Genomic DNA, 23,315 nt, shown 5'->3' with positions numbered 1-23,315 from the left:
GGTCATATATCCTTATGGTACGCGCCAACAATAAATATGGGCGTAAAGACCTTGACCAGGATAGAGTATCTAACAATAGACCAAATCCCCGCGTCTCATCCTGTCGGCAAATTTCACCAGTTGTGGACTGGTTTGAAAGCTGACGAGGGTTTTCCCTTATGGACGACTTTTAAGGCAAACAATCACCCCGGGATTGTTCCGTGGATGATGGTGTTTGAGAAAGAATTCGGCCAGCGGTATCGCTATAAGTTTGCGGGTACGAGTGTTGAGCAGCTTTTTGGGCTTGATTTGCAGGGTGAGTTATTGGGTACTAATACACTCCCCGACGATTTTTTTGAGCGGGTAACTCGTGAATTTCAGGAAGTTGAGGCAGGTGGCGCGCCTAAGTTGAGCCAGGCATCGCTACCATACGCGGAAAAAGCGCATAAAACTGTTTACCGCGGTCTTTTTGGTTTTTCTGGTGAAGATAATCCCGTTTCCCGCATTGTAGCGGTAGTAGCCCCTCAAGATATACGTGTGGCGTAAAGCCGCATTTAAAACTCTGTCAACTTTTCTCAATTAAGACTGCCTACTAACGTATATTGAGAGGCACATGGTTCCTTATTTTAAACATATCCCATCGGAAGAAATTCCAAGTGAGCACCCCGTTAGCCTTTTTCGGGCCTTCTGGGAAAGCAAGCTTGTCTCAGGTAGCCTCGTGAAATGGGCTGATTTCTCACCTATGAGTATTGCAGAGGTGTTGCCGTGGGTTTTGATGCTTGAAAAGCAGCCAGATGGGCAGTTTTTTTACAAAATCAGTGGCTCCGGGTGCGAGACACTTTTCGGTGTGAAGTATGAAGGTAAGTTTCTAGGGGATGATCTGCCACCTGAAGCTACCGAACAGCGCCTTGAAGAATTCCGTATTGTTGAAAGAGGGGAAGGGCCTCTCTTTTCGCAGAATACACTCCCTATTGCCGATAAGCAGTTTAAGGAAGTGTATCGCGGTGTTTTTGGCTTCCAGGATGATGATGGCCTGCTCAACAAGATAATTGTTGTCATTGCCCCAATCTAAAGAGCTCTGAAAGTAGCTCCTTCAGTTTTCAACTCTGCTTCCCGGTGCTCAAGTTTCAGGTAGGCGAGAGCATAATCACCAGAATGCGTTCTGATCTCACCAGCTTTACTGCCATCAGCTGTTGTAATTGCATCGCCTGTTTCAAACGTGCCACTTGTCAATTCCACAGGGACAATCATTTTCTTCAGTGTTGTACGGTGCTTCATCCGTGCGGTCAGTTCCTGCCCCACATAACAGCCTTTGCTGAAAGATACACCGTTCAGCGCTTCAGCATTTGTTTCAAGCCAGAAGTATTTTTCTGTAAGAATATCTCTACTGCCATCAGGTATACCGTGGCGGATACGGCGCTCTTCATATTTTAAATACGGTAAATCATTTGCACCTGCCGCAGGGTTTGTGTTTGCCAGAACGCGCTTGTGTAAGGCTTTATGTCGCGGATCTTGAAAAGAAGTACCCGTATCAGCTTCACCACCGAATAGGGCCCATACCTTCAGGTCTGTTTCTGTTATTTCCACTTGCGCCCTGAGCTTGTACATCATTAAACGGCGTAACAGATCAGCTTTGGTTTTGGCTTCAATATCAAGTAAAAGCCCTTCGCTGCCTTGCGTAATGAGCATATCGTAAAAAAACTTGCCTTGCGGGGTTAAAAGCGCTGCATAAACTGCTTGTGTATCGCTTGCCTGAGTTACATCGTTCGTCACCAACCCATTTAAAAACTCTTTTGCGTCAGGACCTGAAATGCGAATAACAGCACGGTTCTTAAGCTCAAGTATTTCTGTAGTCATGGTTAGGGCTTCCTGTTTAGGCGGTATCTGAACGGATATTATTCATAAATGAGACTAGGGTTGGTTAAGCCTGTACAGCTTCTTATTGTTCGCATGATAAATGGCTATTTAACTATAGGTTTCAAGTTGTAAATGAAGGGCAATCTGGTTACAACAACCTTCATGAGCATTCTGTTATTTTAGCGAAGTTACAATCATGAATTTGTCACAGTCTGATACTGCCCAAACTAATAATAGTAATTCTCTGGACCGCTTGGTGATGCGCCAGCCGGATGATTGGCATGTGCACTTGCGTGATGATGCAATGCTGCAGGCTGTAGTACCATATACGGCACGGCAATTTGCCCGGGCGATTGTTATGCCAAACTTATCACCTCCGGTAAGTACAATAAGTGCTGCAGAGGATTACCGAAACCGGATTATCGCTGCAACACCAGAAGGCGTGGATTTCACACCTTTGATGACATGCTATTTAACAGATTCTATTAAAGCCGCTGAAGTGGAAAATGGTTTTGCTAAGGGTGTGTTTACGGCTTGTAAATTATACCCAGCGAACGCCACAACAAATTCGGCACACGGTGTTACGGATATTAAAAACATATACCCTGTACTTGAAGTGATGCAACGCATTGGCATGCCGTTATTAGTTCACGGCGAGGTAACTGATCACGACATTGATGTGTTTGACCGCGAAGCGGTGTTTATTGAGCGTACAATGGTGCATGTCATTGCAGATTTTCCTGCGCTTAAGGTAGTATTTGAACATATTACAACTCAAGAAGCGGCTGAATTTGTTGAAAGCGCGGGTGTGAATGTTGCCGCAACCATTACACCGCAACACCTTGAATATAACCGCAATGCAATGTTGGTCGGTGGTATAAAACCTCATTTCTATTGCCTTCCAATTATAAAGAGGGAAAAGCATAGGCTGGCACTTAGGCGTGCAGCTACATCCGGTTCTGCTAAGTTTTTCCTTGGTACAGATTCTGCGCCACATGTGGTGGCAAGTAAGGAAACTTCATGCGGTTGCGCTGGTGTATTTAATGCACCTTATGCCATGGAAAGTTATGCAAAAACTTTTGAGGAAGAGGGCGCTTTGGATAAATTGGAAGCTTTTTCTTCTTTGAATGGCCCGAAATTTTATGGGCTTCCAGTGAATGAACGTAAAATTGTTCTTGAAAGATCGGATAATATTGCAGTTACAGCTATTGAAGCTGATGGTACGGAGATTATTCCTTTCCACGCTGGTGAAACCTTGGCGTGGCGGTTTGCTGGTTTTGTTGATGGCAATTTCGAATAATATTATTTGTATTATCAGCATCGGTTAGCCCTATTGTTTATGGTAAAAAGCGCCGTTTGAAAGTGGATTAGTTGATGTTGCAAGAAAGCAATCGATTCGTTTCCAAGAAAGAACTGAAAGCGCGTAAGCATTTATGATGGAGCCTATCGGATATCTACTTTGGGGATTAGGGTTCGGTATTGCGCTTTCTGCGCCTGTTGGTCCCATTAATATTATCGTGCTACGCCGGGCGCTTTTTGGAAAAGCGTCAGATGGCTTTTTTATTGGGCTTGGGGGTGCTTTTGGTGATGCATTTTATGCTGCACTCGCAGCTTTTGGATTGAATGCAATTTTCGATATGATCGAAGAACATGAAATGTCGCTCAAGATTGTGGGCGGCATTATCATGCTTGTCTTTGCTTACCGTATCTGGAAAGCCCATCCGCATATTGACCGTACGCCGAAACAGGGTGGTGTTAAGCGAGGAATGTTTGGTTCCCTCGTTTTAACACTTACAAACCCCGGTGTTTTCCTCGGATTTGTTGGGCTTTATACCCTTGCGGGCCTTGGTAGTCTGGGAAATGCTGAAAGCTGGTGGCTGAATATGAATGCTATTATGCTCACTTCAGGTGTATTCTTAGGCGCTGCGGCATGGTGGGCAATATTGGTGGTTATGGCCCAGAAATTCCGAGAGAAAATTAATGATAAGCTTCTTGTGAAGATCAATCATGTGTCTGCCGCTGTCATTGGCTTATTTGCTCTCGTCACTCTCGGGAGTGTCCTTTTGCCGTGACTAGGATAATAAACTAAAATCCATTTCACGGAAAATTCACGAATAAACAAGCATTTGCCAACTTTTCACCGCTTGATAACTTAGAAAACGCGTTCTATAGTGCCTTCAAATGAGCTTCTCTCCATGTATATACGGGTAGGGAGCGGCTTTTAGTATTTTATTCCATGGGGGAACCCGATCCATTGGAGGGAGCAACAATTATGTCCTTACGCCTGGGCAAGAATATCGCACTTATTTCGGCTGCAGCTCTAGTTCTTGCAGCTTGTTCCAAAAAAGATGATGACTTTGTTGATACATCAACACAGGCACCTACTGAGACAGTAGATACGACTACAGATAATGGCGGTCGTCCTGATGCGGTGAACAATACAGAGATTGTTGCTGATCCACTTAATAATGCAACTCCAGAAGGTTTCGAAGAATTTGCTGGTGCTGATCGTGTTCTTTTTGCGTATGACAGTTCAGAACTTTCTTCAGCAGCACGCGGCATTCTAGCAAAGCAAGCTGAATGGCTAAACCACAACCGTGGTGTTCGTGTTCGTATTGAAGGTCACTGCGATGAGCGTGGTACACGCGAATATAACCTTGCGCTAGGTGAACGCCGTGCAACAGCGGTTAAAAATTACCTTGTAGCACTTGGTGTTCCTGCAACACGCATGGAAACAATCAGCTACGGTAAAGAGCGCCCAGTAGCGCCAGGTGATTTCGCGAAAAACCGTCGCGGCGTTGTTAAGTTCCGCTAAGAACTAAATTAACGGCGTAATGAATAAGAGCCCCGTGCCCGGATTTCCGGGGCGGGGCTGTCTTTTTATAAACGTAATTCTTTGTATGATGGCGCTGAGGAGAGTTTAAATGACGGTTAAAGCCTTTGCCCTTTCTTGTATAATTGGTGCGACTAGCATTTTTGGTTCGGTAGAAGTGCAGGCGCAGTCTAACAGTGTTAATAGTGCTCGTATTGAAGTGCTTGAGCGTAAAATTCGTGCACTTCAGGTTCGTCTCGGTGAAACACCAGATGGTGTTGCTCCAGCTCAGGCTGGTGGTAACCGCGTGATTGCAGATATTTCTGCAAGAATGGGTACACTGGAAGAACAAATCCGCCGTCTCACTGGCCGTATGGAAGAATTTGAGTATAGACAGCGCCAGCTTTCTCAAACGCTGGAACTTGTTCAGCAGGAAATGGCTTTGCAACGTGCTGATATTGCTAAGGCAGCAACACAGCAGCCTGTCGGTGCATCAAATGCTTTACCATCAGCCTCGACGGAAGAAGCCCCTGCCGCTGCCACACCGGAAGTGGCGGCTGTAACAGAGCCTGCTGTTGTTATTGAACTTCCTGACGGCGATGCCGCGGCCCAATATGATTATGCTTTCAACTTTATCCGGAAGAATGACCTTGATAGTGGTCAGATCGCTATGGAGAAGTTCATGGAAGTGAATGCAGGTAACCCGCTTGTTGGGAATGCTAAGTTTTGGCTTGGGCGTATTTATTTGCAACAGGGTAAAAACGCTAATGCCGCGCAGAACTTTCTTGCTTTGATTGAGGAACATCCCAATCACAATAAACGCGCCGAAGCGCTTGTGGATTTGGCTGACGTACTTATCAAATTGGATAGTGCGGGTGATGCCTGTAATGCGCTGCTGGAATTCCGCCGCGTAGAAGATAAAGCCTCCGGGCGTTTGAAAACGCGTGCTTCAAGATTAGCGGAGCAAGCGCGCTGTAATTAAAGGCCGTATTTTTACGTATGGTAAACCAGAACAATATTATCGAAAACTATAGCCAGCTTGGTATCGAAAAGGGTGCCAAGCTGGCTATTGCCGTTTCTGGAGGAGCGGATAGCCTTGCGCTTCTTTATTTAAGTTACAGGCATTTCGATGTTACTGTCCTTACGGTAGATCACGGCTTGCGTAAGGAAGCTCGGGATGAAGCGTGTTATGTCGCTTCTTTATGTGAGAGGCTAGGGGTGCCGCATACAATCCTTACCTGGGAAGGAGATAAGCCCGAGGGGAACATACAGGCGGAAGCCCGAGAAGCCCGTTATGCTCTTATGGAGACATGGTGCCGGAGGCACGGATACCCATTTCTGGCGGTCGCTCATCACAAAGATGATCAAGCGGAAACCTTTCTGCTGCGCTTGGCAAGGGGGAGCGGAGTATACGGCCTTTCTGGTATGAAAGCGTCCAGACAATTGGATAACGGCGTTAAACTTATTCGGCCTTTACTGAACTATGCGAAGGCAGAACTCGTAGAGTATCTTAACGAGCAAAAGATTGAATGGATCGAAGACCCTAGCAATCAATCTGAAAAATATGGCCGTGCGAAAGCGCGTGCTATGCTTGAGAAGCCGCCACTTGACGGTCTTAATACAGACCGGCTTGTGGATACTGTTCATAGAATGCAGCAAGCGCAGGATGCTTTATCATTTTATGAAGGCCAGTGGTTGAGGGCGGCTCTTTCAGAACGGTTTGGGTTTGCTTTCCTGGACTTGAAAGCTCTTGATACAGCACCTGACGAAATTGTACTTCGTGGATTATCACGTGTCTGCATGTTCATTGGTGGGCAGATATATGGCCCTAGATACGAAAGACTTTGCCGGCTGAAAATTGAACTGGGTTCTTCTGACTTTAATGGTGCGACGCTTTCAGGTGCCCAGTTTGTGCCACAGAAGGATGGCAAAATACTTATCTGCCGAGAGCAAAGGCAGATTGAAACGATCAAACCTTTGTTACCTGAAGGAAACTGGGATAACAGGTTTTCTTTTACAGCGAAGGGTGATATTGCGGGGCTAACTATTGGAAAACTGGGTGAAGCGGGTTTACGTTTTCTGAAGGAAAACCATCTAGGCTTTGATCAAGTTTCAGTTCCGCGGCAGGCTTTGCTTGCCTGGCCTGCAGTTTATCGGGGGGATAATTTGCGGCTGGTTCCAGAGTTGGGCTATGATGATTTGGAAAATGCGGATATTCGAATTTCGTTGAAGCGAAATATTTTGGATAAAAAGTGACGGTTTAGTATATATAAGCCCTTGTAGAGTGGGCTTTTGAGCTTATTTGTAAGAGTATTCTTAAAGTCGGGCCTGAAGGCTCGCAGTATGCCGGAAAATTATAAGAAGGCATGACAGCATAGGAAAGGCAGTAAAGTGAATGGTTTGACGAGAAATGCACTGGTCTGGGGCGCGATTATCCTTGGTCTTATAGTGCTTTTCCAGGCTTTCCAAGGTGGCGCAGGTCGCTCTCAGGAAGTTAGTTTTTCTCAGTTCCTTACTGAAGTTGAGAACGGCCAGGTTAAAAGCGCAGAAATTACCGGGCAAACAATCTCCTTCAGAGGCGCTAGTGGCGAGCTGAAAACAGCTGTGAAGCCGGTTTTCTACCCGAAGCTTTATGATACGCTTCAGGAACACAGTGTTGATGTGAAAGAAATCAAGGAAGAGCAAAGCATCTTCACAAGTATGCTTATCTCTGTGCTTCCTTTCCTTCTGATCATTGGTATCTGGATCTTCTTCATGCGCCAGATGCAGGGCAAAGGCGGTGGCGGTGGTGCCATGGGCTTTGGTAAAAGCCGTGCACGCTTGCTTACAGAAAAGCAAGGCCGCGTAACCTTTGAAGATGTTGCTGGTATTGAAGAAGCTCAGGAAGAACTTGAGGAGATCGTTGATTTTCTTAAAGATCCGCAGAAGTTCCAGCGCCTTGGCGGTAAAATTCCTAAGGGTGCGCTTCTTGTGGGCCCTCCAGGCACTGGTAAAACACTTCTTGCTCGTGCAATTGCTGGCGAAGCGAATGTTCCATTTTTCACGATCTCAGGTTCTGATTTCGTAGAAATGTTCGTGGGTGTTGGTGCAAGCCGTGTACGCGATATGTTCGAACAGGCGAAGAAAAACGCGCCATGTATCATCTTTATCGATGAAATCGATGCTGTAGGTCGCCATCGTGGCGCAGGTCTTGGTGGCGGTAACGATGAGCGCGAGCAGACACTGAACCAGCTTCTTGTTGAAATGGATGGTTTTGAAGCCAATGAAGGTATTATCATCGTAGCGGCAACAAACCGCCCTGATGTACTTGATCCTGCGCTTCTTCGTCCAGGCCGTTTTGACCGTCAGGTTGTTGTACCGAACCCTGATATTGACGGCCGTGAGAAAATCCTTGGTGTTCACATCAAGAAGGTGCCGCTTGCACCAGATGTGAATGTGAACACAATTGCACGTGGCACACCAGGTTTCTCGGGTGCTGACCTTATGAACCTTGTGAACGAGGCAGCGCTTCTTGCGGCTCGTCGCGGTAAGAAAATTGTTGCTATGCAGGAATTTGAAGACGCAAAAGACAAGGTTATGATGGGTGCTGAACGTCGTTCTATGGTGATGACGGAAGAAGAAAAAACCATGACAGCTTACCATGAAGGTGGGCATGCTTTGGTATCGCTTCACTGTACACATCTGGATCCGATCCATAAGGCAACAATTATTCCGCGTGGGCGTGCTCTTGGTATGGTTATGAGCTTGCCAGAGCGAGATGAATACAGTTTCCGCCGCCAGAAAATGCATGACCATTTGGCTATGGCTATGGGCGGACGTGTTGCTGAGGAAATCGTGTTTGGGTATGACGAAGTTTCTTCAGGCGCTTCTGGTGATATTCAAAGTGCTACTGATCTCGCCCGTAAAATGGTTACCCAGTGGGGTATGTCTGATAAACTTGGCCCAATCCAGTTGGCGGCAAATGAACAGGAAGTTTTCCTTGGTCATTCTGTTTCGCAGCAGAAAAATATTTCTGAAGAGACAGCCATGCTTATTGATTCAGAAATTAAGCGCTTCGTGGATGAAGGCTATGAGCGGGCAAGGAAAATCTTGACCGAAAACCGGGATCAATTGAACTTGATTGGTGAAGCTCTTCTTGAATATGAAACATTGACTGGTGACGAACTTAAAGCACTGATCAATGGTGAAGAAATTCGTCAGGCGCCGAAGAAACCGGACAACACACCTACTGTGCCACCGGCTGCTTCAACAGGTGTTCCAACAACTGGCGCAAGCCACGGCGAACCTCAGCCTGAAGGCTAAGCTTCAGTGAGCATTGAGCTTTTGAAAAATCTGTCCGGCGGGGCGAGAATTTATCTCGTACCCGCTGGTTTCGTTTATGGGGATGAAAACGCTTGCCCGTTTGCGGGAACTGGCATGATGATCGCTGGTTTTCGTGTCATTGCTCGTGAAGAGGGGAACAAGCTTTGTGATATTCGTCTTTCATATAGTGATTTGAAAGATACTCTGCCTGCGCTGCCAGAATATGTGGCAGACGAGATCACTAAACAACTACGTAATTATCAAACGCCTCGCGCGCCACTTCAAATCCCGAATACAGATAAAACGCTGGCTTACACGCGTCCGCGCATTATGGGTGTGCTCAATGTAACGCCAGATAGTTTTTCTGATGGTGGGAAGTTCATCGACCCTGACGCTGCAGTTCGGCATGCAAGAAAGCTCATTGCTGAAGGTGCGGATATCATTGATATCGGTGGTGAAAGCACACGGCCGGGCGCTAATCCTGTCTGGGAAGGTGAAGAAGCTGATCGTGTAGTGCCTGTGATTGAAGCTTTGCAGGCTGACGGCATTCTGCTTTCCATTGATACGCGGCATTCTTTTGTAATGGAAAAAGCAACCGAGGCAGGCGCTCATATCATCAATGATGTGACGGCGCTTTCCTATGATGGTGAAAGCCTTCGTGTAGCTGCGAAATCAGGCGCGCCGATTATTTTGATGCATTCGCAGGGTGATCCAAAGACCATGCAGGATAATCCAACATATTCTGACACACTTCTTGATGTGTATGATTATCTGGAAGAACGGGTTCGTATCTGTGAGCATGCAGGGATAGATCGTAGCCGTTTGATCCTTGACCCCGGTATCGGCTTTGGGAAGCGAATGGTGCAGGATAATATAGCCTTGATTAATGGTTTACCGCTTCTTCACGCACTTGGTCTTCCCATTCTTTTTGGCGCATCCCGCAAAAGTTTTATTGGTGCGATCTCTGGCGAGGAAGATGCTTCAAAGCGTATGCCGGGTTCTTTGGCAGCAGCAATGAAAGCCTCGGAATTAGGGGCTCAAATCGTGCGTGTGCATGATGTGGCTGAAACAAAACAGGCCCTTGCTATGGTTCAGGCCTTCAAAGATGCAGCAATTCTAGACGCAATGAATTGATGCTGTTAGAATCACTCTGAAATTTTAATTTATTGATTTGAGGACACTCAATGAGCCGTAAATATTTTGGTACGGATGGTATTCGAGGAACAGTCAATCAAGGTGCATTAACACCTGATATGGCACTGAAAATTGGTTTGGCGGCGGGCCGGGTTTTCCGCCGCGGTGACCATGTACACCGGGTGGTAATTGGTAAGGATACCCGCCGTTCCGGTTATATGCTCGAACCGGCACTTGCCTCAGGTTTTGTAGCTGCAGGTATGGATGTGATTATGGTTGGCCCAATGCCAACCCCGGCAGTTGCTATGCTGGTGAAGTCTCTGCGGGCTGATCTAGGCGTGATGATCTCAGCGAGCCATAACCCTCATTATGATAATGGTATTAAATTCTTTGGCCCTGACGGCTTCAAGCTGTGTGATGAACAAGAGCTGGAAATCGAAAGCATCATTGACGGCGAAACCAATGATGTATTGGTGCCTGCGGAACGGCTCGGGAGCGCGCAGCGGCTCGAGGATGCTAGAGGTCGTTATGTGGAGTTTGCTAAAGCGACTGTTCCGGCTGGTGTACGTTTTGAAGGACTTAAAGTTGTTGTCGATTGTGCAAATGGTGCGGCCTATAAGGTAGCGCCAACCGTGTTGTGGGAATTGGGCGCAGAAGTTATTGCAATGGGTGTTCGCCCTGACGGTTTTAATATTAATGAAAAGTGTGGCTCTACGCACCCTGAAGAAATGTGTAAACGGGTTGTCGCAGAAGGAGCCGATCTTGGTATTGCTCTGGACGGTGATGCAGACCGTTTGATCCTTTGTGACGAAAATGGCGAGATCATTGATGGTGATCAGATTATGGCACTTATCACCCGTAACTGGCACAAGCGCGGTATTCTGAAAGGAAGTGGGCTTGTTGCTACGGTTATGTCAAACCTTGGTCTTGAACGCCTTCTGGAATCTGAAGGTCTAATGCTGGCGCGTACCAAAGTTGGTGACCGGTATGTTGTCGAAGAAATGCGTAAATCCGGCTTTAATGTTGGCGGTGAACAATCTGGTCATGTGGTGCTCAGTGATTTCTGTACAACGGGCGATGGGCTTGTATCTGCCTTACAGGTAATGACAGAGATCAAACAGTCTGGCCTCAAGGCTTCCAAAGCCTGTAAACAGTTTGATCGAGTGCCTCAGCTTCTAAAGAATGTTCGCTACAGTGGTGGTGATCCACTAGAGGCCGATAATGTGAAAGCAAGTATCGCTGATGCAGAAGCGCGTTTGAACGGTTCTGGACGCCTTGTTATCCGTAAGTCAGGCACGGAACCCCTTGTACGCGTGATGGCAGAAGGTGACGATGCCCAACTTGTAGAGCAGGTTGTTGATAGCATCTGCCGTGAAGTTGAGGCTGCAGTATAATGCCGCAAAATGGTCGAGTTTTAATTATTGCGGGTTCGGACCCATCTGGTGGTGCTGGAATTCAGGCAGATATTAAAGCTGTGACCATGATGGGAGCATATGCAGCATCAGCTATTACGGCGCTAACCGTTCAAAATACACTCGGTGTAACGGATGTGTTGCCCATTGATCCCGATTTCGTGAAAGCGCAGATTAAATCTGTACTGTCTGATATTGGCGCAGATTGCCTGAAAACAGGTATGCTTCATGATGCAGGTCTTATTAATGCGGTGACGATCTCTCTTGCTGATGAAGCCTATAAAGGCCAATTGGTGGTGGACCCAGTGATGGTGGCAACATCCGGGGACCGACTTTTAAAGGCTGAAGCAGTTGAAGCAATGAAGGCCGAGCTACTGCCTCGTGCGACGGTAGTAACTCCTAATATCCCTGAAGCAGAAGTGCTGGCGGATATGAAAATCGGTGGTGTTGACGATATGCGTAAAGCCGCCGAAAAAATTCTAGAGCTTGGTGCACGTTCGGTTTGTATGAAAGGTGGGCACCTTAAAGTTGATAAGTTAACCGATTTACTGGTAACTGCAGACGGCGATGAATATTTAGCCGAAGCGGAAAAAATTGATACACGTCATACCCACGGCACGGGCTGTACGTTTGCAAGTGTTATGGCTGCAGAACTTTCAAAAGGTGAAGCCGTAGAGGATGCCTTTTTCGCGGCACATTCCTTTGTTTATGATGCTATTAAAATGGCCCCTCAGTTAGGTGCCGGGCATGGGCCTCTCGGTCATGCCTATGTTCGGAGTTAGAGTATGGATCTTTTCTACAGAATAAGAGGCGAGGGCGAACCATTATTGCTATTGCACGGCTTGTTCGGATCAGCGGATAATCTTGGTGGTATCGCGCGATTATTTGAAGAACAGTACCAAGTTATCTCTGTTGATATGCGCAACCATGGTCGCAGCCCGCACGATGGCGGTATGAGTTATTCTGAAATGGCTGAGGATGTTATCCGTGTGATGGACAAGGAAGGCATCAGTGAAGCTTATGTGCTCGGGCATTCAATGGGCGGCAAAGCCGCTATGCAACTTGCACTTTCCTATCCTGACCGTGTTAAGAAGCTGATTGTGGGTGATATTGCACCAGTAAAATACGGTGCGCATCACGATAGTATCCTCAAAGGTATGCAGGAAGTGGCTGAGCAGAGCCCACAATCTCGCAAAGGTGCTGAAGAAATTTTAATGGCTTATGAAAGTGAGCCTGCGGTTCTTTCATTCCTCCTTACGAATTGGCGCAGAACAGAAGAAGGTACATGGGCATGGCGTGTGAACCTTCGGGCAATTGTTGATGAGTATCATAACATTGCAGCGGCAATGCATGGCGGACCGTTTGAAAAGCCAGTGCTGTTTATGCGCGGTGGAAATTCAGAATATGTGCAGGCGGAACACCGTGATGCAATTTTAAGCTTGTTTCCACAAGCTGCTGTTCGCACAATAGAAAATACAGGACATTGGCTTCATGCAGAAAAGCCGGATATGTTCGCACGTGCTGTTATTAGGTTTTTGAGTAGTTGATCGACGTATATGAGAAAGTTTGTGGGGAAAATTGTTAATCATATTTCGGCTTTAGCACTATTGGTGGGAACTGCCACATCGGCGGTATCAGCTGATGCTATTACTGATTTTGATAGTAAATTCCGGGCTGCTGTGAAGAAGCATAAAGTACCGGGGGCTGCTTACGCGATTATTAAAGACGGCAAAATTGTTAAATCCAAGGGTTACGGCAGGCGCAGTCTTGGCACACAAAACCCTGTTGATAGCAATACAGTTTTCCGTCTGGCATCTGTTTCCAAAACCTTTGCTGCGGATTTAACAGCACTTTTGGTAGCGGAAGGCAAACTTTCGTGGGACGATAAAGTTTCCATGTATGTGCCTAACTTCAAGCTCAAGACGCCGGGGCACGCGGAAAAGCTCACGATTGACCACCTGCTGAGCCACAGCACAGGGCTTACGCCTAATGCATATGACAACATGCTAGAGGATGGCTGGTCTCTTCAGAAAATTATTCCGCGCTTTAAAAGGCTGAAACCTATTTGTAAGCCTGGGAACTGTTACGGTTATCAGAATATTGTTTTCAGTTTCATCGAGCCAGTGATTGAGAAGCGAACAGGTAAACCCTATGAAGCGCTTGTTGAGGAACGTATCCTAAAGCCACTTAATATGGAAACTGCTTCTCTTGGCTTGCAAGGCTTCCTTAAAACATCAAACCGGGCGGAGCCACATGTTCTTACACGTAAAGGGTGGTACCGAAGCCGGGTAAAAGAGAATTACTATAATGTGGCACCCGCGGCCGGTGTGAATGCAAGTATCACTGATTTGGCTAAATGGGTTCGGGCACATATGGGCTCAAACACAGATGTGCTTAGTGAAGAAGTTCTGAATATGGTGACAGCTAAGCGCATACGTACCAAACGCGAGATGAACAAACGCGTTTGGCGGCCAGTGCTTGAAGATGCGCATTATGGTTATGGCTGGCGAATTTACCAGATTGGCGGTGAAGAAATTGTTCTTCACGCAGGCGGTGTTGCCGGTTTCCGCAGTCTTGTGGGCTTTTCAAAGAAACACGGTGTAGGCCATGTGATGCTCATGAATGCGGAAACACGCTCAATTGATCAGTTGGGCGCTGAATTCTGGGCAGAGTTTGCAAAAGATGTGCACCGGACAGCACAAGTGGCCGCAAATACAGCCACAGCTAGATAATATAACTGCTTCCTAATCAGGAATAGGGAGCAGTTCTTCTACTTTTTCGTCGTTCTTCTTATTCTTTTCTGATTTAGCAGAACGACGTCTTTCCCCACTTCTGATGGCAGCAATTTCAGCGCGTAGAGCTTCTTCCTTCGAAATCAGACAATCACTGTCAGCATCAAAGCCTTGGAAACGGCTTGGTGGAATAGCGATAAATTCATCAAGTTCGATACGGCCAGATTCGTCCACATCTGCTTTAGGGAACTCAAAGAAATGGAAAGAACGATCTTCAAATTTGGCTAAACGGTATTCACCAGGCCATAGATCACCGCTTTTATCTGCATCTACGACTTTAAACAAAGCTCTTCGGCGAACAGCGACATCTTCGCAGCTGGCTTTGCCGTCTTTATTCTCATCCCACTCGCGAACAACACGGTTGTAAATCTGTTCCGCCCGTGCAGGTGGGATTTGGGTAATTGGATCAATATCCTTTTTGCTGCAAGCACCAAGAAGAATGCAGGCGGTAGAAATTGAAATGAACAGCTTGTTTTTATGCACAGTTGCCAACCATATAATTAATCACTTCCATGAATGGAGCAGGAAACCTGCGGGTGTGTCAACAGTATTTACAATCATCCTGCTCTAACGATTAAGTGTGGTTAAAATGTGCCTTGAGGCTTGCCGCGGCCACCGCCTTTTCCTCCAGGTCTTCTGCCTTGCCCCTTACTGCGTCGTCTCTCTGATGCGATTTCTTTAGCGGCAATGGCGAACTCTTGTTTTGAGACATTGCAGTTTCCGTCTTTATCGAAACGGGTGAAGATATGATTTGGGGTGTTCGCAAATTCCGCTTTGCTGATTACTCCGTCAGCATTGTTATCTATTTGTTCAAAGGGGATGAAACGGTAGCTTTTATCATGAAACATGATTTCACCGAACTCCCGGCGGGTGACGGTCAGGTTTTTATCCAAATCCAACTGTGTAAATAGAGCTTTGTTTTTCTTAACAGTATCTTTGCAGGTGACGAGACCATCTGTGTCTAAATCCCAGCGCTGTATAAATTCTTGATACCGGCTTTCAATGTTTCTGGTGTGTTGCTGTTTGTCAGGCCGTTCGTTTTTGCTTGAACAGGCGGTGATTACGAGAGCGGTGGAGATTATTACGGGTAAAGTCACTGAACGTGGCATCTTGAAGCCTTTAATCTGATTTACGTTATTGTTGGCCCGTTCAGTGATACGGCGCAGAAATAGAATCCCTTTGTTTCCAAAGCTGTTTTGACTAACTGCAAGAAAACTTCTTAAATCTTTCAAAAATACTTAGTTGACTATTCCTAATATTTCACATATCTCCGGCCTTGGTACTTCCCCCAACTGGGAAGCAGTTGTCTGCGAGGTCAGCACTTGTATTGGGACACGCCTCCCCAACGAGGCGCAACTAACTGGAAGGTTAGAGACATGACAAAGCCACTAAAGGCACCCGTGCGTCCGGAGTTTAGCTCTGGTCCGTGCGCTAAACGTCCTGGTTGGACACAGGATGTTCTTAAAAACGCTCTTCTTGGGCGTTCACATCGTTCTAAGCCCGGTAAAGCTCGGCTCGCGTATGCGTTAGAAAAAACTCGTGAAATCCTTGGTGTACCAGATGATTACCGCATTGGCATTATGCCTGCGTCTGATACTGGTGCAGTTGAAGCTGCATTATGGTCGCTTCTCGGTGCACGCGGTGTTGATATGCTCGCGTGGGAAAGCTTTGGTAAGGGCTGGATAACCGATGTTTCCAAGCAGCTTAAGCTTGATGATGTAAGAATTTTTGAAGCCGATTACGGCAAACTCCCTGATCTTGGCGCAGTAGATACTGACCGCGATGTCGTGTTCACATGGAATGGCACAACATCCGGTGTGAAAGTTCCGAATGCTGACTGGATCAAGGATGACCGTGAAGGCCTGACAATTTGTGATGCCACGTCGGCAGCATTCGCCATGGATCTACCGTGGGACAAATTGGATGTAACCACTTATAGCTGGCAGAAAGTGCTGGGCGGTGAGGGTGCACACGGCGTGCTTATTCTCTCCCCGCGTGCTGTTGAACGCCTTGAGAGCTATACACCTGCGTGGCCTATGCCAAAAATTTTCCGCCTTACGAAAGGTGGAAAACTGATTGAAGGTATCTTCACCGGTGCCACAATCAACACACCATCCATGCTGTGTGTGGAAGATTATATTGATGCGCTTGAATGGGCGGATGGTCTTGGTGGTCTTAAAGGTTTGATTGCGCGTTCTGAAGCCAATCTTAAAGCCATTGCAGATTGGGTGGAAACATCTGATTGGGCGGCGCTGCTTGCGGAAGATGCAGCAACGATCTCCAACACCTCAGTTTGCCTGAAGGTTAAAGATCCTTGGCTTGCAGGCCTGGATGCCGAGGCGCAAGCGGCAGTGCCGAAGAAGCTCGCAGCTCTTCTGGATGAAGAAGGTGTGGCTTTTGATATTGGCGCATACCGTGATGCACCTCCGGGCCTGCGTATCTGGGCAGGTGCAACTGTCGATGCTTCCGATCTTGCTATTCTTACCGAGTGGCTCGATTGGGCCTATGCGGAAGTGAAAGCTTCATTTGCCGAATAATCGGCACCTAGACTGATCAAGGTCGGGACACTCGGCCTTTCCCAAACAAATGATTTGAGATTTTATGAAAGGGTTGGATCATGCCTAAGGTACTGATTTCTGACAAAATGAGCCCACTTGCGGAGCAAACATTCAAAGAGCGCGGTGTTGAAGTTGATTTCAAGCCGGGTCTGAGCAAAGAAGAGCTGATTGAAATTATCGGCGATTACGATGGCCTTGCTATCCGTTCCGCCACTAAGGTAACGCCTAATGTATTGAAGGCCGCAAAGAACCTTAAGGTTATTGGCCGAGCTGGTATTGGTGTGGATAACATCGATGTCCCTGAGGCGACAAACAACGGTGTGGTGGTAATGAATACGCCGTTTGGTAACTCTATCACGACAGCAGAACATGCAATCAGTATGATGATGGCGCTTTGCCGCCAAATTCCGCAGGCAAATGCGTCTACTCATGAAGGTAAGTGGGAAAAGTCTAAGTTCATGGGAATGGAACTTACAGGCAAAACACTTGGTCTTATTGGTTGTGGTAATATTGGTTCCGTGGTTGCGGACCGGGCTCTTGGTCTGAAGATGAAGGTTATTGCGTTTGACCCGTATCTGGCGGTGGAGCGTGCAGCTGATCTGGGTATTACAAAAGTCGAACTCGATGAACTGTTTGAGCGCGCGGATGTTATCAGTCTTCACACGCCGCTTACTGATCAGACACGTGGTGTTGTGGGTAAAGACGCTTTCAAGAAGATGAAGGACGGCGTGCGCATTGTAAACTGTGCCCGTGGTGGTCTGGTGGACGAGCCAGCCCTTCTTGATGCTTTGGATGCTGGTAAAGTAGCTGGCGCGGCGCTTGATGTGTTTGAAGTGGAACCTGCTAAAGAAAACCCACTTTTTGGCCATGAAAAGGTTATTTGTACACCGCACCTTGGGGCTTCTACCTCTGAAGCGCAGGTAAATGTGGCACTGCAGATTGCTGAACAGATGTCTGATTACCTTCTGACAGGCGGCGTTACAAACGCACTGAATATGCCGTCTATCACCGCAGAAGAAGCACCGAAGTTGAAGCCTTATATGGCGTTGGTTGAGCAGGTTGGTGCATTTGCTGGCCAGATTACAGAAACAGGTCTCAAGCGTGTGGTTATTGAATATGAAGGCCATGCGGCAACACTTAATACGAACCCATTAAGTGCTGTGATGCTTGAAGGTCTTTTGTCTCCGCTAATGAGCAGCGTGAATATGGTGAACGCACCTGTTATTGCCAAAGAACGTAATATCCAAATCACGGAAGTGAAGCATGACAGGGGAGGGGACTATCACACCCTTGTACGCCTAACCGTTGAAACAGATCGTGGTGAACGTACTGTTGCAGGCACACTGTTTGCGAACGGTGCACCGCGCCTTGTGGATGTGGATGGTGTACGCCTTGAGGCAGAACTTGCGCCTAGCATGCTCTATATCGTGAATGACGATAAACCTGGCTTCATCGGTGCCCTCGGGTCACTTCTTGGTTATAACGGTGTAAACGTAGCGACATTTGCTCTTGGCCGCCGTATTGAAGGCGAAGAGGCGGTCGCATTAGTTGCGGTTGACCAACCACTTAAGGATATAGTGCTTGACCAATTGGCTGCACTTGCGCATGTACGTCAGGCAAAACGCCTTAACTTTTAATGGCGTTCGTTTAAACATTAGGGAGTAACCCCATGAATGGGCCTTCAAAGAAAGTGGCGGGAAGTGCATATGCCCGTCAGGCATTGTTGCCAGAAGGGTTTCGTGATCAGCTTGCACCAAAGGCTGAGCAGGAAGCAACACTAGTACGTAAACTTGTGGACACCTTCCTTTCTCATGGTCATGACAGGGTTTCTCCCCCGGTTGTGGAATATGAAGACAGCCTGCTTGTTGGTGCCGGTGCCACTAAAGGCAAGCAAATGTTCCGCCTGATGGATCCGGACACACAGCGTATGATGGCTGTAAGGGCGGATATGACCATTCAGATGGCACGTCTTGCGGCTACTCGTCTTGCCGATAGCCCACGCCCGCTCAGGCTGGCATATGCCGGTAGTGTATTGCGCACTAAAGGCAGCCAGATCAGGCCTGATCGCCAGTTCATTCAGGCTGGTGTGGAGCTTGTCGGCAGCGATGCAATCGATGCGGAACTTGAAGTGATCGCTATTTCTGTTGAGGCTCTTGAGGCGGTGGGAATTGCTGATCTCACGCTTGACCTAACTATTGCACCGCTTGCTGCGATGCTTTGCGACGGTTTTGGACTAGAATTGAATGTAAAAGATCATGTTCTTGAAGCACTTGATGCCAAGGATATTGGGGCGCTGGCGGAATTAGCGCCAGAGCCTCGTGCGATTTTTGAAAAACTGCTTTCGGCAGCAGGACCTGCTGAAGATGCAGTCGAGGTCCTTTCTGCTCTCGAATTGAATGGAGAAGCTGGCAAGCTTGTAAAACGCCTTGCATCACTTGTTGAAATGCTTGGCGAGCGCCTGCCTGATATGCAGATTACGGCCGACCCATGCGAAACCCACGGTTTTGAGTATAAGACGGGAATCGGTTTCGCCTTATTCGCAAAAGGTGGTTCCAGTGAGCTGGGAAGAGGTGGTCGCTACCAGGTTATTCATCCTGATGGGCACGCAGAAGATGCAACAGGTTTTTCTGTGTATCTGGATAGTTTGATGGGTGCAGTTGAGCCATTACAGCCTGTTAGCAGGGTTTACCTTCCAAAAGGAACGGATGCATCTGAGGGCAAGAAATTGCGCGAAGAGGGCTTTAGAACGATTCAGGGCTTGACAGATGGGTCAGATTTCGAGAAAGAAGCGGCTCGGCTAGGGTGTAGCCACGTTTATGCGAAAGGCGCAATCAGCGCTATTTAAGCCTCTCAGTGGAATGTAAGCAGAGGCAAATCTTATTTGAAGGGAATTTGGCATGGGCAACGTTGTTGTAGTCGGTACCCAATGGGGCGACGAAGGCAAGGGCAAAATTGTTGATTGGCTCTGTGAGCGTGCAGAAGTAGTAGCACGTTTCCAAGGTGGTCATAATGCCGGCCATACTCTTGTGATCGACGGTAATGTTTATAAGCTATCACTACTACCATCAGGTATCGTACGTGGCGGTAAAGTAAGTGTTATTGGTAACGGTGTTGTTGTTGACCCGTGGGCGCTTCTCAAAGAGATCGATACGCTTCGTGGTCAGGGAGTTGAGATTAACCCTAAAACACTTCAGATCGCTGCAAACGCTACGCTGATTATGCCTTATCACCGTGAGCTTGATGCGCTTCGTGAAGACGCAACAAAGGGTGTTAAAATCGGTACAACACGCCGTGGTATTGGCCCAGCTTATGAAGATAAGGTTGGTCGCCGGGCACTTCGTATTTGCGATCTTCAGTCTCGTGAGCTTGTGGAAGCGCGCCTTGAAGTAGCGCTGACGCACCATAATGCTCTTCGCAAAGGTCTTGGCCACGACGCAATCGATGCGAAAGAGATTACTGACGATCTTATGAAGATTGCGGGTGAGATTCTTCCGTACATGAACAATGTATGGCGTACACTTGAAGACGCTGAAAAAGAAGGTAAGCGTATTCTGTTTGAAGGTGCGCAAGGTACACTTCTTGATATTGATCACGGTACATATCCGTTTGTTACATCATCCAACACAATCGCTGGACAGGCGGCTGGCGGTACAGGCCTTGGCCCTGATAGCCTAGATTACGTTCTTGGCATTACTAAAGCCTACACAACACGTGTTGGTTCCGGCCCATTCCCGACAGAGCAGGAAAATGAAATTGGCCAATTCCTTGGTGAAAAAGGCCACGAGTTTGGTACTGTAACAGGTCGTAGCCGTCGCTGTGGTTGGTTTGACGCTGTTCTTGTTCGCCAGAGCCTTGCTGTTGGTGGTGTTACTGGTATCGCGCTTACAAAGCTTGATGTACTGGACGGCCTTGAAGAACTTAAAGTTTGTGTAGGCTACAAGCATAATGGCGAAGTAATTGATTACCTACCGTACGGTATGGAAGATCAGGCGAACATTGAGCCAGTGTATGAAACGCTAGAAGGTTGGAATGAAACAACATTTGGTGCGCGTAGCTGGGCAGACCTTCCTGCAAAAGCAGTGAAGTATATCCGCCGTATTGAAGAGCTTATCGGGGTGCCTGTGGCGTTGCTTTCAACAAGTCCTGAGCGTGATGATACTATACTTGTAAAAGACCCTTTTAAGTAGAAAAACCCTAGATTTTTAATAAAAAGCCGTTTAACCCATTGGTTAGGCGGCTTTTTTTGTGGAAAAATTAACCCGACTAGTGTTTTTATAGTAAGTGGAAGCGGATTGATCTGGGTTCCGACAAATGCTTGAGAGTTGTTGAAATAATTGGATTGATCTACAAGAACGCAATTCCTTAGTGATATAATCTACTTATACGTTGTTTGGGGTACAGCTTATAAGCCACAGCGGATGTGAGAGGAAATACGCTTGAGTGGAGAGAAAACGCCGGTACCGTCTGGGCAGACGGCATTTGGCGATAGGTATGTATTAAATGCCAAAGCCCCATTGTTGGAATTTAATTCGCATGGTGGTTTGGCTTTTGAGGTGAAAGACAAAGAGAAGCCCAACGTTGCTTTGTATGGGCTCGTACATCACCCCACTGTACCTATCAGGAATGAATTTTATAAAAGCTTAAAATCGCGACCGATAGCGAACGCGGTAAACCCGGTTGATCGCGGTTTAATGAATGTTGATGTTAAGGGGCGTAAACAGCGCCTTGTAACTATCTTTAAAAGACCTACAGGCGGCGCATTATTGTCGCCTGATGGCACATTAAATCCTGAGCTTAATCCGAATAAGCTTAGACATAATGTTGTACTTTCTCTCTTGAAGGCATTGGCTGAGCTGCATAAGCGCGGTTTGGTCCACCGTTATATTGCGCCAACAAACATGTACTTTGCCGAGCCTGGCAGTGATGAAGTTGTGCTGGGAGAAAGCTATAGCTTTCCTGCCGGTTACAAACTGCCGACGGGACTGGAGCCTCTCGAACTAGCATTCGCTGACCAAAGCTGTCGCGGTGAAGGTGATGTGAATGCTGATTTCTACCAATTAGGTGCTTCATTACTGTGTTTGTACTTTGGGCAAGATCTACTGAAAAATCGTAGTCGAGACAGCCTGATGATGGCTCGGGTAAATCAGGGGTCATACTGGGCATTGGCCGGTGGTCAGGAAATGCCTGGGGCTTTGGGGTCTTTAACCAAAGGATTGATGGCTGATGCGCTAGATGAACGCTGGAGTGCTGAAGATATTCTTGATTGGTTTGAAGGGGTTGGGAAACCCAAACGGACAACCATGACCACATGGACAATGAACAAGCCTACTACCTTTATGGGGGTAGCTTATGTGGAGCGTCGGTTGCTCGCTGATGCGTTAGGTCGTAACCCTCTTGATGCTGCCAAGTTTTTAAAATCTATTGATTTTCCGGCATGGACGCAGATTTCACTTCGTGATGAAATAATGACAGAGCGTTTGGAAAAGGTAATCAACGTCAAACCTGAAGAAGGATATGGTGGACCAAGGTCAGATGACCATTTCATGGTGTCACGGGTATGTTCGTTCCTGCACCCAACAGGCCCGGTTTACTACAAAGGAATGGCGCTGAATATTTCCGGGTTTCCTGGCTTGATTGCTGAATATTTCTCGCGTGATGATCGAGAAACAATGACTTCGGCATCAGAGATATTTGATGCGAAAATCCTTAATTCGCTTACTGAAATTGTCGCGGAACGAAATCCAAATTTTGCGGTACAATCTGTTAGCATTAAAAAAGCGCTGGATCATGGCCCCAGCAAACAACTTGGTCGTGGTATGGAGCGGGTTCTTTATGAACTCAATCCTATTATGCCTTGTGTTAGTTCACGTTTTGAAAGTGTCTGGATTGGTTCTTTAACACAGCTAATGAGGGCGCTTGACAGGCTTTCTTCAGTAGGTGGCGGTAAAAATATTTTACTGGACCGCCATGTGGCCGCTTTTTGTGCAGCGCATGGTACGGATCTTGAGCGTGAGTTTAATAATCTGGCAGCATCTCAGAGTAATCCGGCTAAATTTAATACACTGACAGCTGATTTCTTTGGTTTGTTGCAGAAACGATTGAAGTTAGAAGCGTTGCCGCACTTGTGTGAAAAACTGGTAGATGGCTTGGCACCTTCTATCCGTGAACTCAAAAATAAAAAACGAAGAGAGCAGGTACAGACTGCTGTTGAGAAGCTTAAGAAATCTGGCGATATTGCCAAACTTATTTCGGATATCAAGCTTACTCAAACACAAGCTCTTGATGCTAGAGAGTTTTCTCAAGCGACCAATGTGGTCCGTAAGCTTGAGCGTGAGAAAAACAAGTTGATGCGTAAGATTTTGCCAACAGATATCATGGCGCGTAAGCGTGGCTATCAGGCCGCTCGTATGATTGCATTTTTTGGTTTGGTAACGATCAGTTTCTTTACGTTTTTTGGAGGTAGGTAGAT

At 47.1% G+C, this 23,315-nt stretch carries 21 protein-coding genes; 18 read left to right on the top strand and 3 right to left on the bottom strand.

Annotation, left to right across the window (positions count from 1 at the left end; translation table 11 throughout):
* Positions 1–132: 132 nt before the first annotated feature.
* Together KFE96_RS14280 and KFE96_RS14275 are read left to right on the top strand one after the other, a co-directional pair.
* A complete protein-coding gene (locus KFE96_RS14280) occupies positions 133–525 on the top strand; it encodes a hypothetical protein (protein ID WP_247016253.1) in 393 nt (130 codons plus the stop codon).
* 67 nt (positions 526–592) lie between these two features.
* Positions 593–1,051, top strand: a complete 459-nt coding sequence (locus tag KFE96_RS14275; RefSeq protein WP_255833233.1) for a PAS domain-containing protein — start codon at positions 593–595, stop codon at positions 1,049–1,051.
* Here the strand turns inward: KFE96_RS14275 and KFE96_RS14270 are convergent.
* The gene (locus KFE96_RS14270; protein WP_255833231.1) at positions 1,048–1,836 is read right to left on the bottom strand and encodes a folate-binding protein YgfZ; all 789 of its coding nucleotides are present in this window, start codon (positions 1,834–1,836) and stop codon (positions 1,048–1,050) included. The two genes, KFE96_RS14275 and KFE96_RS14270, sit on opposite strands and share 4 nt — an antisense overlap.
* Before the next feature lie 196 nt (positions 1,837–2,032).
* Between KFE96_RS14270 and pyrC the strand changes: the two genes are divergently transcribed.
* From pyrC to KFE96_RS14215, 11 genes are all read left to right on the top strand, one after another.
* Positions 2,033–3,136, top strand: a complete 1,104-nt coding sequence (gene pyrC / locus KFE96_RS14265; protein WP_255833230.1) for a dihydroorotase — start codon at positions 2,033–2,035, stop codon at positions 3,134–3,136.
* Positions 3,137–3,269: 133 nt separating this feature from the next.
* On the top strand, positions 3,270–3,908 hold the full coding sequence (locus KFE96_RS14260) for a LysE family translocator (protein ID WP_255833229.1): 639 nt from the start codon (positions 3,270–3,272) through the stop codon (positions 3,906–3,908).
* A gap of 200 nt (positions 3,909–4,108) precedes the next feature.
* Positions 4,109–4,651 (top strand): OmpA family protein, encoded by a 543-nt coding sequence (locus KFE96_RS14255; protein ID WP_255833228.1) that lies wholly within the window; start codon positions 4,109–4,111, stop codon positions 4,649–4,651.
* 109 nt (positions 4,652–4,760) lie between these two features.
* Positions 4,761–5,630: a tetratricopeptide repeat protein gene (locus KFE96_RS14250; RefSeq protein WP_255833227.1), complete on the top strand. Its 870-nt coding sequence runs from the start codon at positions 4,761–4,763 to the stop codon at positions 5,628–5,630.
* 17 nt (positions 5,631–5,647) lie between these two features.
* Positions 5,648–6,904, top strand: a complete 1,257-nt coding sequence (tilS, locus tag KFE96_RS14245; RefSeq protein ID WP_255833226.1) for a tRNA lysidine(34) synthetase TilS — start codon at positions 5,648–5,650, stop codon at positions 6,902–6,904.
* 135 nt (positions 6,905–7,039) lie between these two features.
* Positions 7,040–8,950, top strand: a complete 1,911-nt coding sequence (gene ftsH, locus KFE96_RS14240; protein ID WP_255833225.1) for an ATP-dependent zinc metalloprotease FtsH — start codon at positions 7,040–7,042, stop codon at positions 8,948–8,950.
* Positions 8,951–8,956: 6 nt separating this feature from the next.
* Positions 8,957–10,084: a dihydropteroate synthase gene (gene folP / locus KFE96_RS14235; RefSeq protein ID WP_255833224.1), complete on the top strand. Its 1,128-nt coding sequence runs from the start codon at positions 8,957–8,959 to the stop codon at positions 10,082–10,084.
* Positions 10,085–10,134: 50 nt separating this feature from the next.
* A complete protein-coding gene (glmM, locus tag KFE96_RS14230; protein WP_255833223.1) occupies positions 10,135–11,478 on the top strand; it encodes a phosphoglucosamine mutase in 1,344 nt (447 codons plus the stop codon).
* Complete coding sequence (gene thiD / locus KFE96_RS14225; protein WP_255833222.1) at positions 11,478–12,278, top strand: bifunctional hydroxymethylpyrimidine kinase/phosphomethylpyrimidine kinase; 801 nt, start codon at positions 11,478–11,480, stop codon at positions 12,276–12,278. The genes glmM and thiD overlap by 1 nt, the downstream gene beginning before the upstream one ends.
* A 3-nt stretch (positions 12,279–12,281) precedes the next feature.
* Complete coding sequence (locus tag KFE96_RS14220) at positions 12,282–13,043, top strand: alpha/beta fold hydrolase (protein WP_255833221.1); 762 nt, start codon at positions 12,282–12,284, stop codon at positions 13,041–13,043.
* Positions 13,044–13,064: 21 nt separating this feature from the next.
* Positions 13,065–14,228, top strand: coding sequence for a serine hydrolase (locus KFE96_RS14215; RefSeq protein WP_255833220.1), 1,164 nt, complete (start codon positions 13,065–13,067; stop codon positions 14,226–14,228).
* Between the two features lie 12 nt (positions 14,229–14,240).
* On the opposite strand, the gene KFE96_RS14210 is transcribed toward KFE96_RS14215, so the two are convergent.
* Both KFE96_RS14210 and KFE96_RS14205 read right to left on the bottom strand, forming a co-directional pair.
* Positions 14,241–14,771: a hypothetical protein gene (locus KFE96_RS14210; protein ID WP_247016225.1), complete on the bottom strand. Its 531-nt coding sequence runs from the start codon at positions 14,769–14,771 to the stop codon at positions 14,241–14,243.
* Positions 14,772–14,872: 101 nt separating this feature from the next.
* Entirely contained in the window at positions 14,873–15,520 is a 648-nt protein-coding gene (locus tag KFE96_RS14205) for an EF-hand domain-containing protein (RefSeq protein ID WP_255833219.1), read from the bottom strand.
* A 144-nt stretch (positions 15,521–15,664) separates the two neighbouring features.
* On the opposite strand from KFE96_RS14205, the gene KFE96_RS14200 reads away from it, so the two are divergent.
* The 5 genes from KFE96_RS14200 to KFE96_RS14180 all read left to right on the top strand — a co-directional run bounded on the left by KFE96_RS14200 (position 15,665) and on the right by KFE96_RS14180 (position 23,313).
* Entirely contained in the window at positions 15,665–16,825 is a 1,161-nt protein-coding gene (locus KFE96_RS14200; protein WP_255833218.1) for a phosphoserine transaminase, read from the top strand.
* 80 nt (positions 16,826–16,905) lie between these two features.
* Positions 16,906–18,483, top strand: coding sequence for a phosphoglycerate dehydrogenase (gene serA / locus KFE96_RS14195; RefSeq protein ID WP_255833217.1), 1,578 nt, complete (start codon positions 16,906–16,908; stop codon positions 18,481–18,483).
* A gap of 32 nt (positions 18,484–18,515) precedes the next feature.
* On the top strand, positions 18,516–19,691 hold the full coding sequence (locus tag KFE96_RS14190) for an ATP phosphoribosyltransferase regulatory subunit (protein WP_255833216.1): 1,176 nt from the start codon (positions 18,516–18,518) through the stop codon (positions 19,689–19,691).
* Positions 19,692–19,743: 52 nt separating this feature from the next.
* Positions 19,744–21,033 carry an adenylosuccinate synthase gene (locus tag KFE96_RS14185; protein ID WP_255833215.1) on the top strand — a complete coding sequence of 430 codons (1,290 nt, stop codon included), beginning with the start codon at positions 19,744–19,746 and terminating at the stop codon, positions 21,031–21,033.
* Between the two features lie 249 nt (positions 21,034–21,282).
* Positions 21,283–23,313, top strand: coding sequence for a hypothetical protein (locus tag KFE96_RS14180; RefSeq protein WP_255833213.1), 2,031 nt, complete (start codon positions 21,283–21,285; stop codon positions 23,311–23,313).
* Positions 23,314–23,315: the final 2 nt, after the last annotated feature.

The sequence above is a fragment of the Kordiimonas sp. SCSIO 12603 genome, assembly GCF_024398035.1.
In the GTDB taxonomy this organism is placed as follows: domain Bacteria; phylum Pseudomonadota; class Alphaproteobacteria; order Sphingomonadales; family Kordiimonadaceae; genus Kordiimonas.
This window is presented reverse-complemented; position numbering and strand designations above follow the sequence as displayed.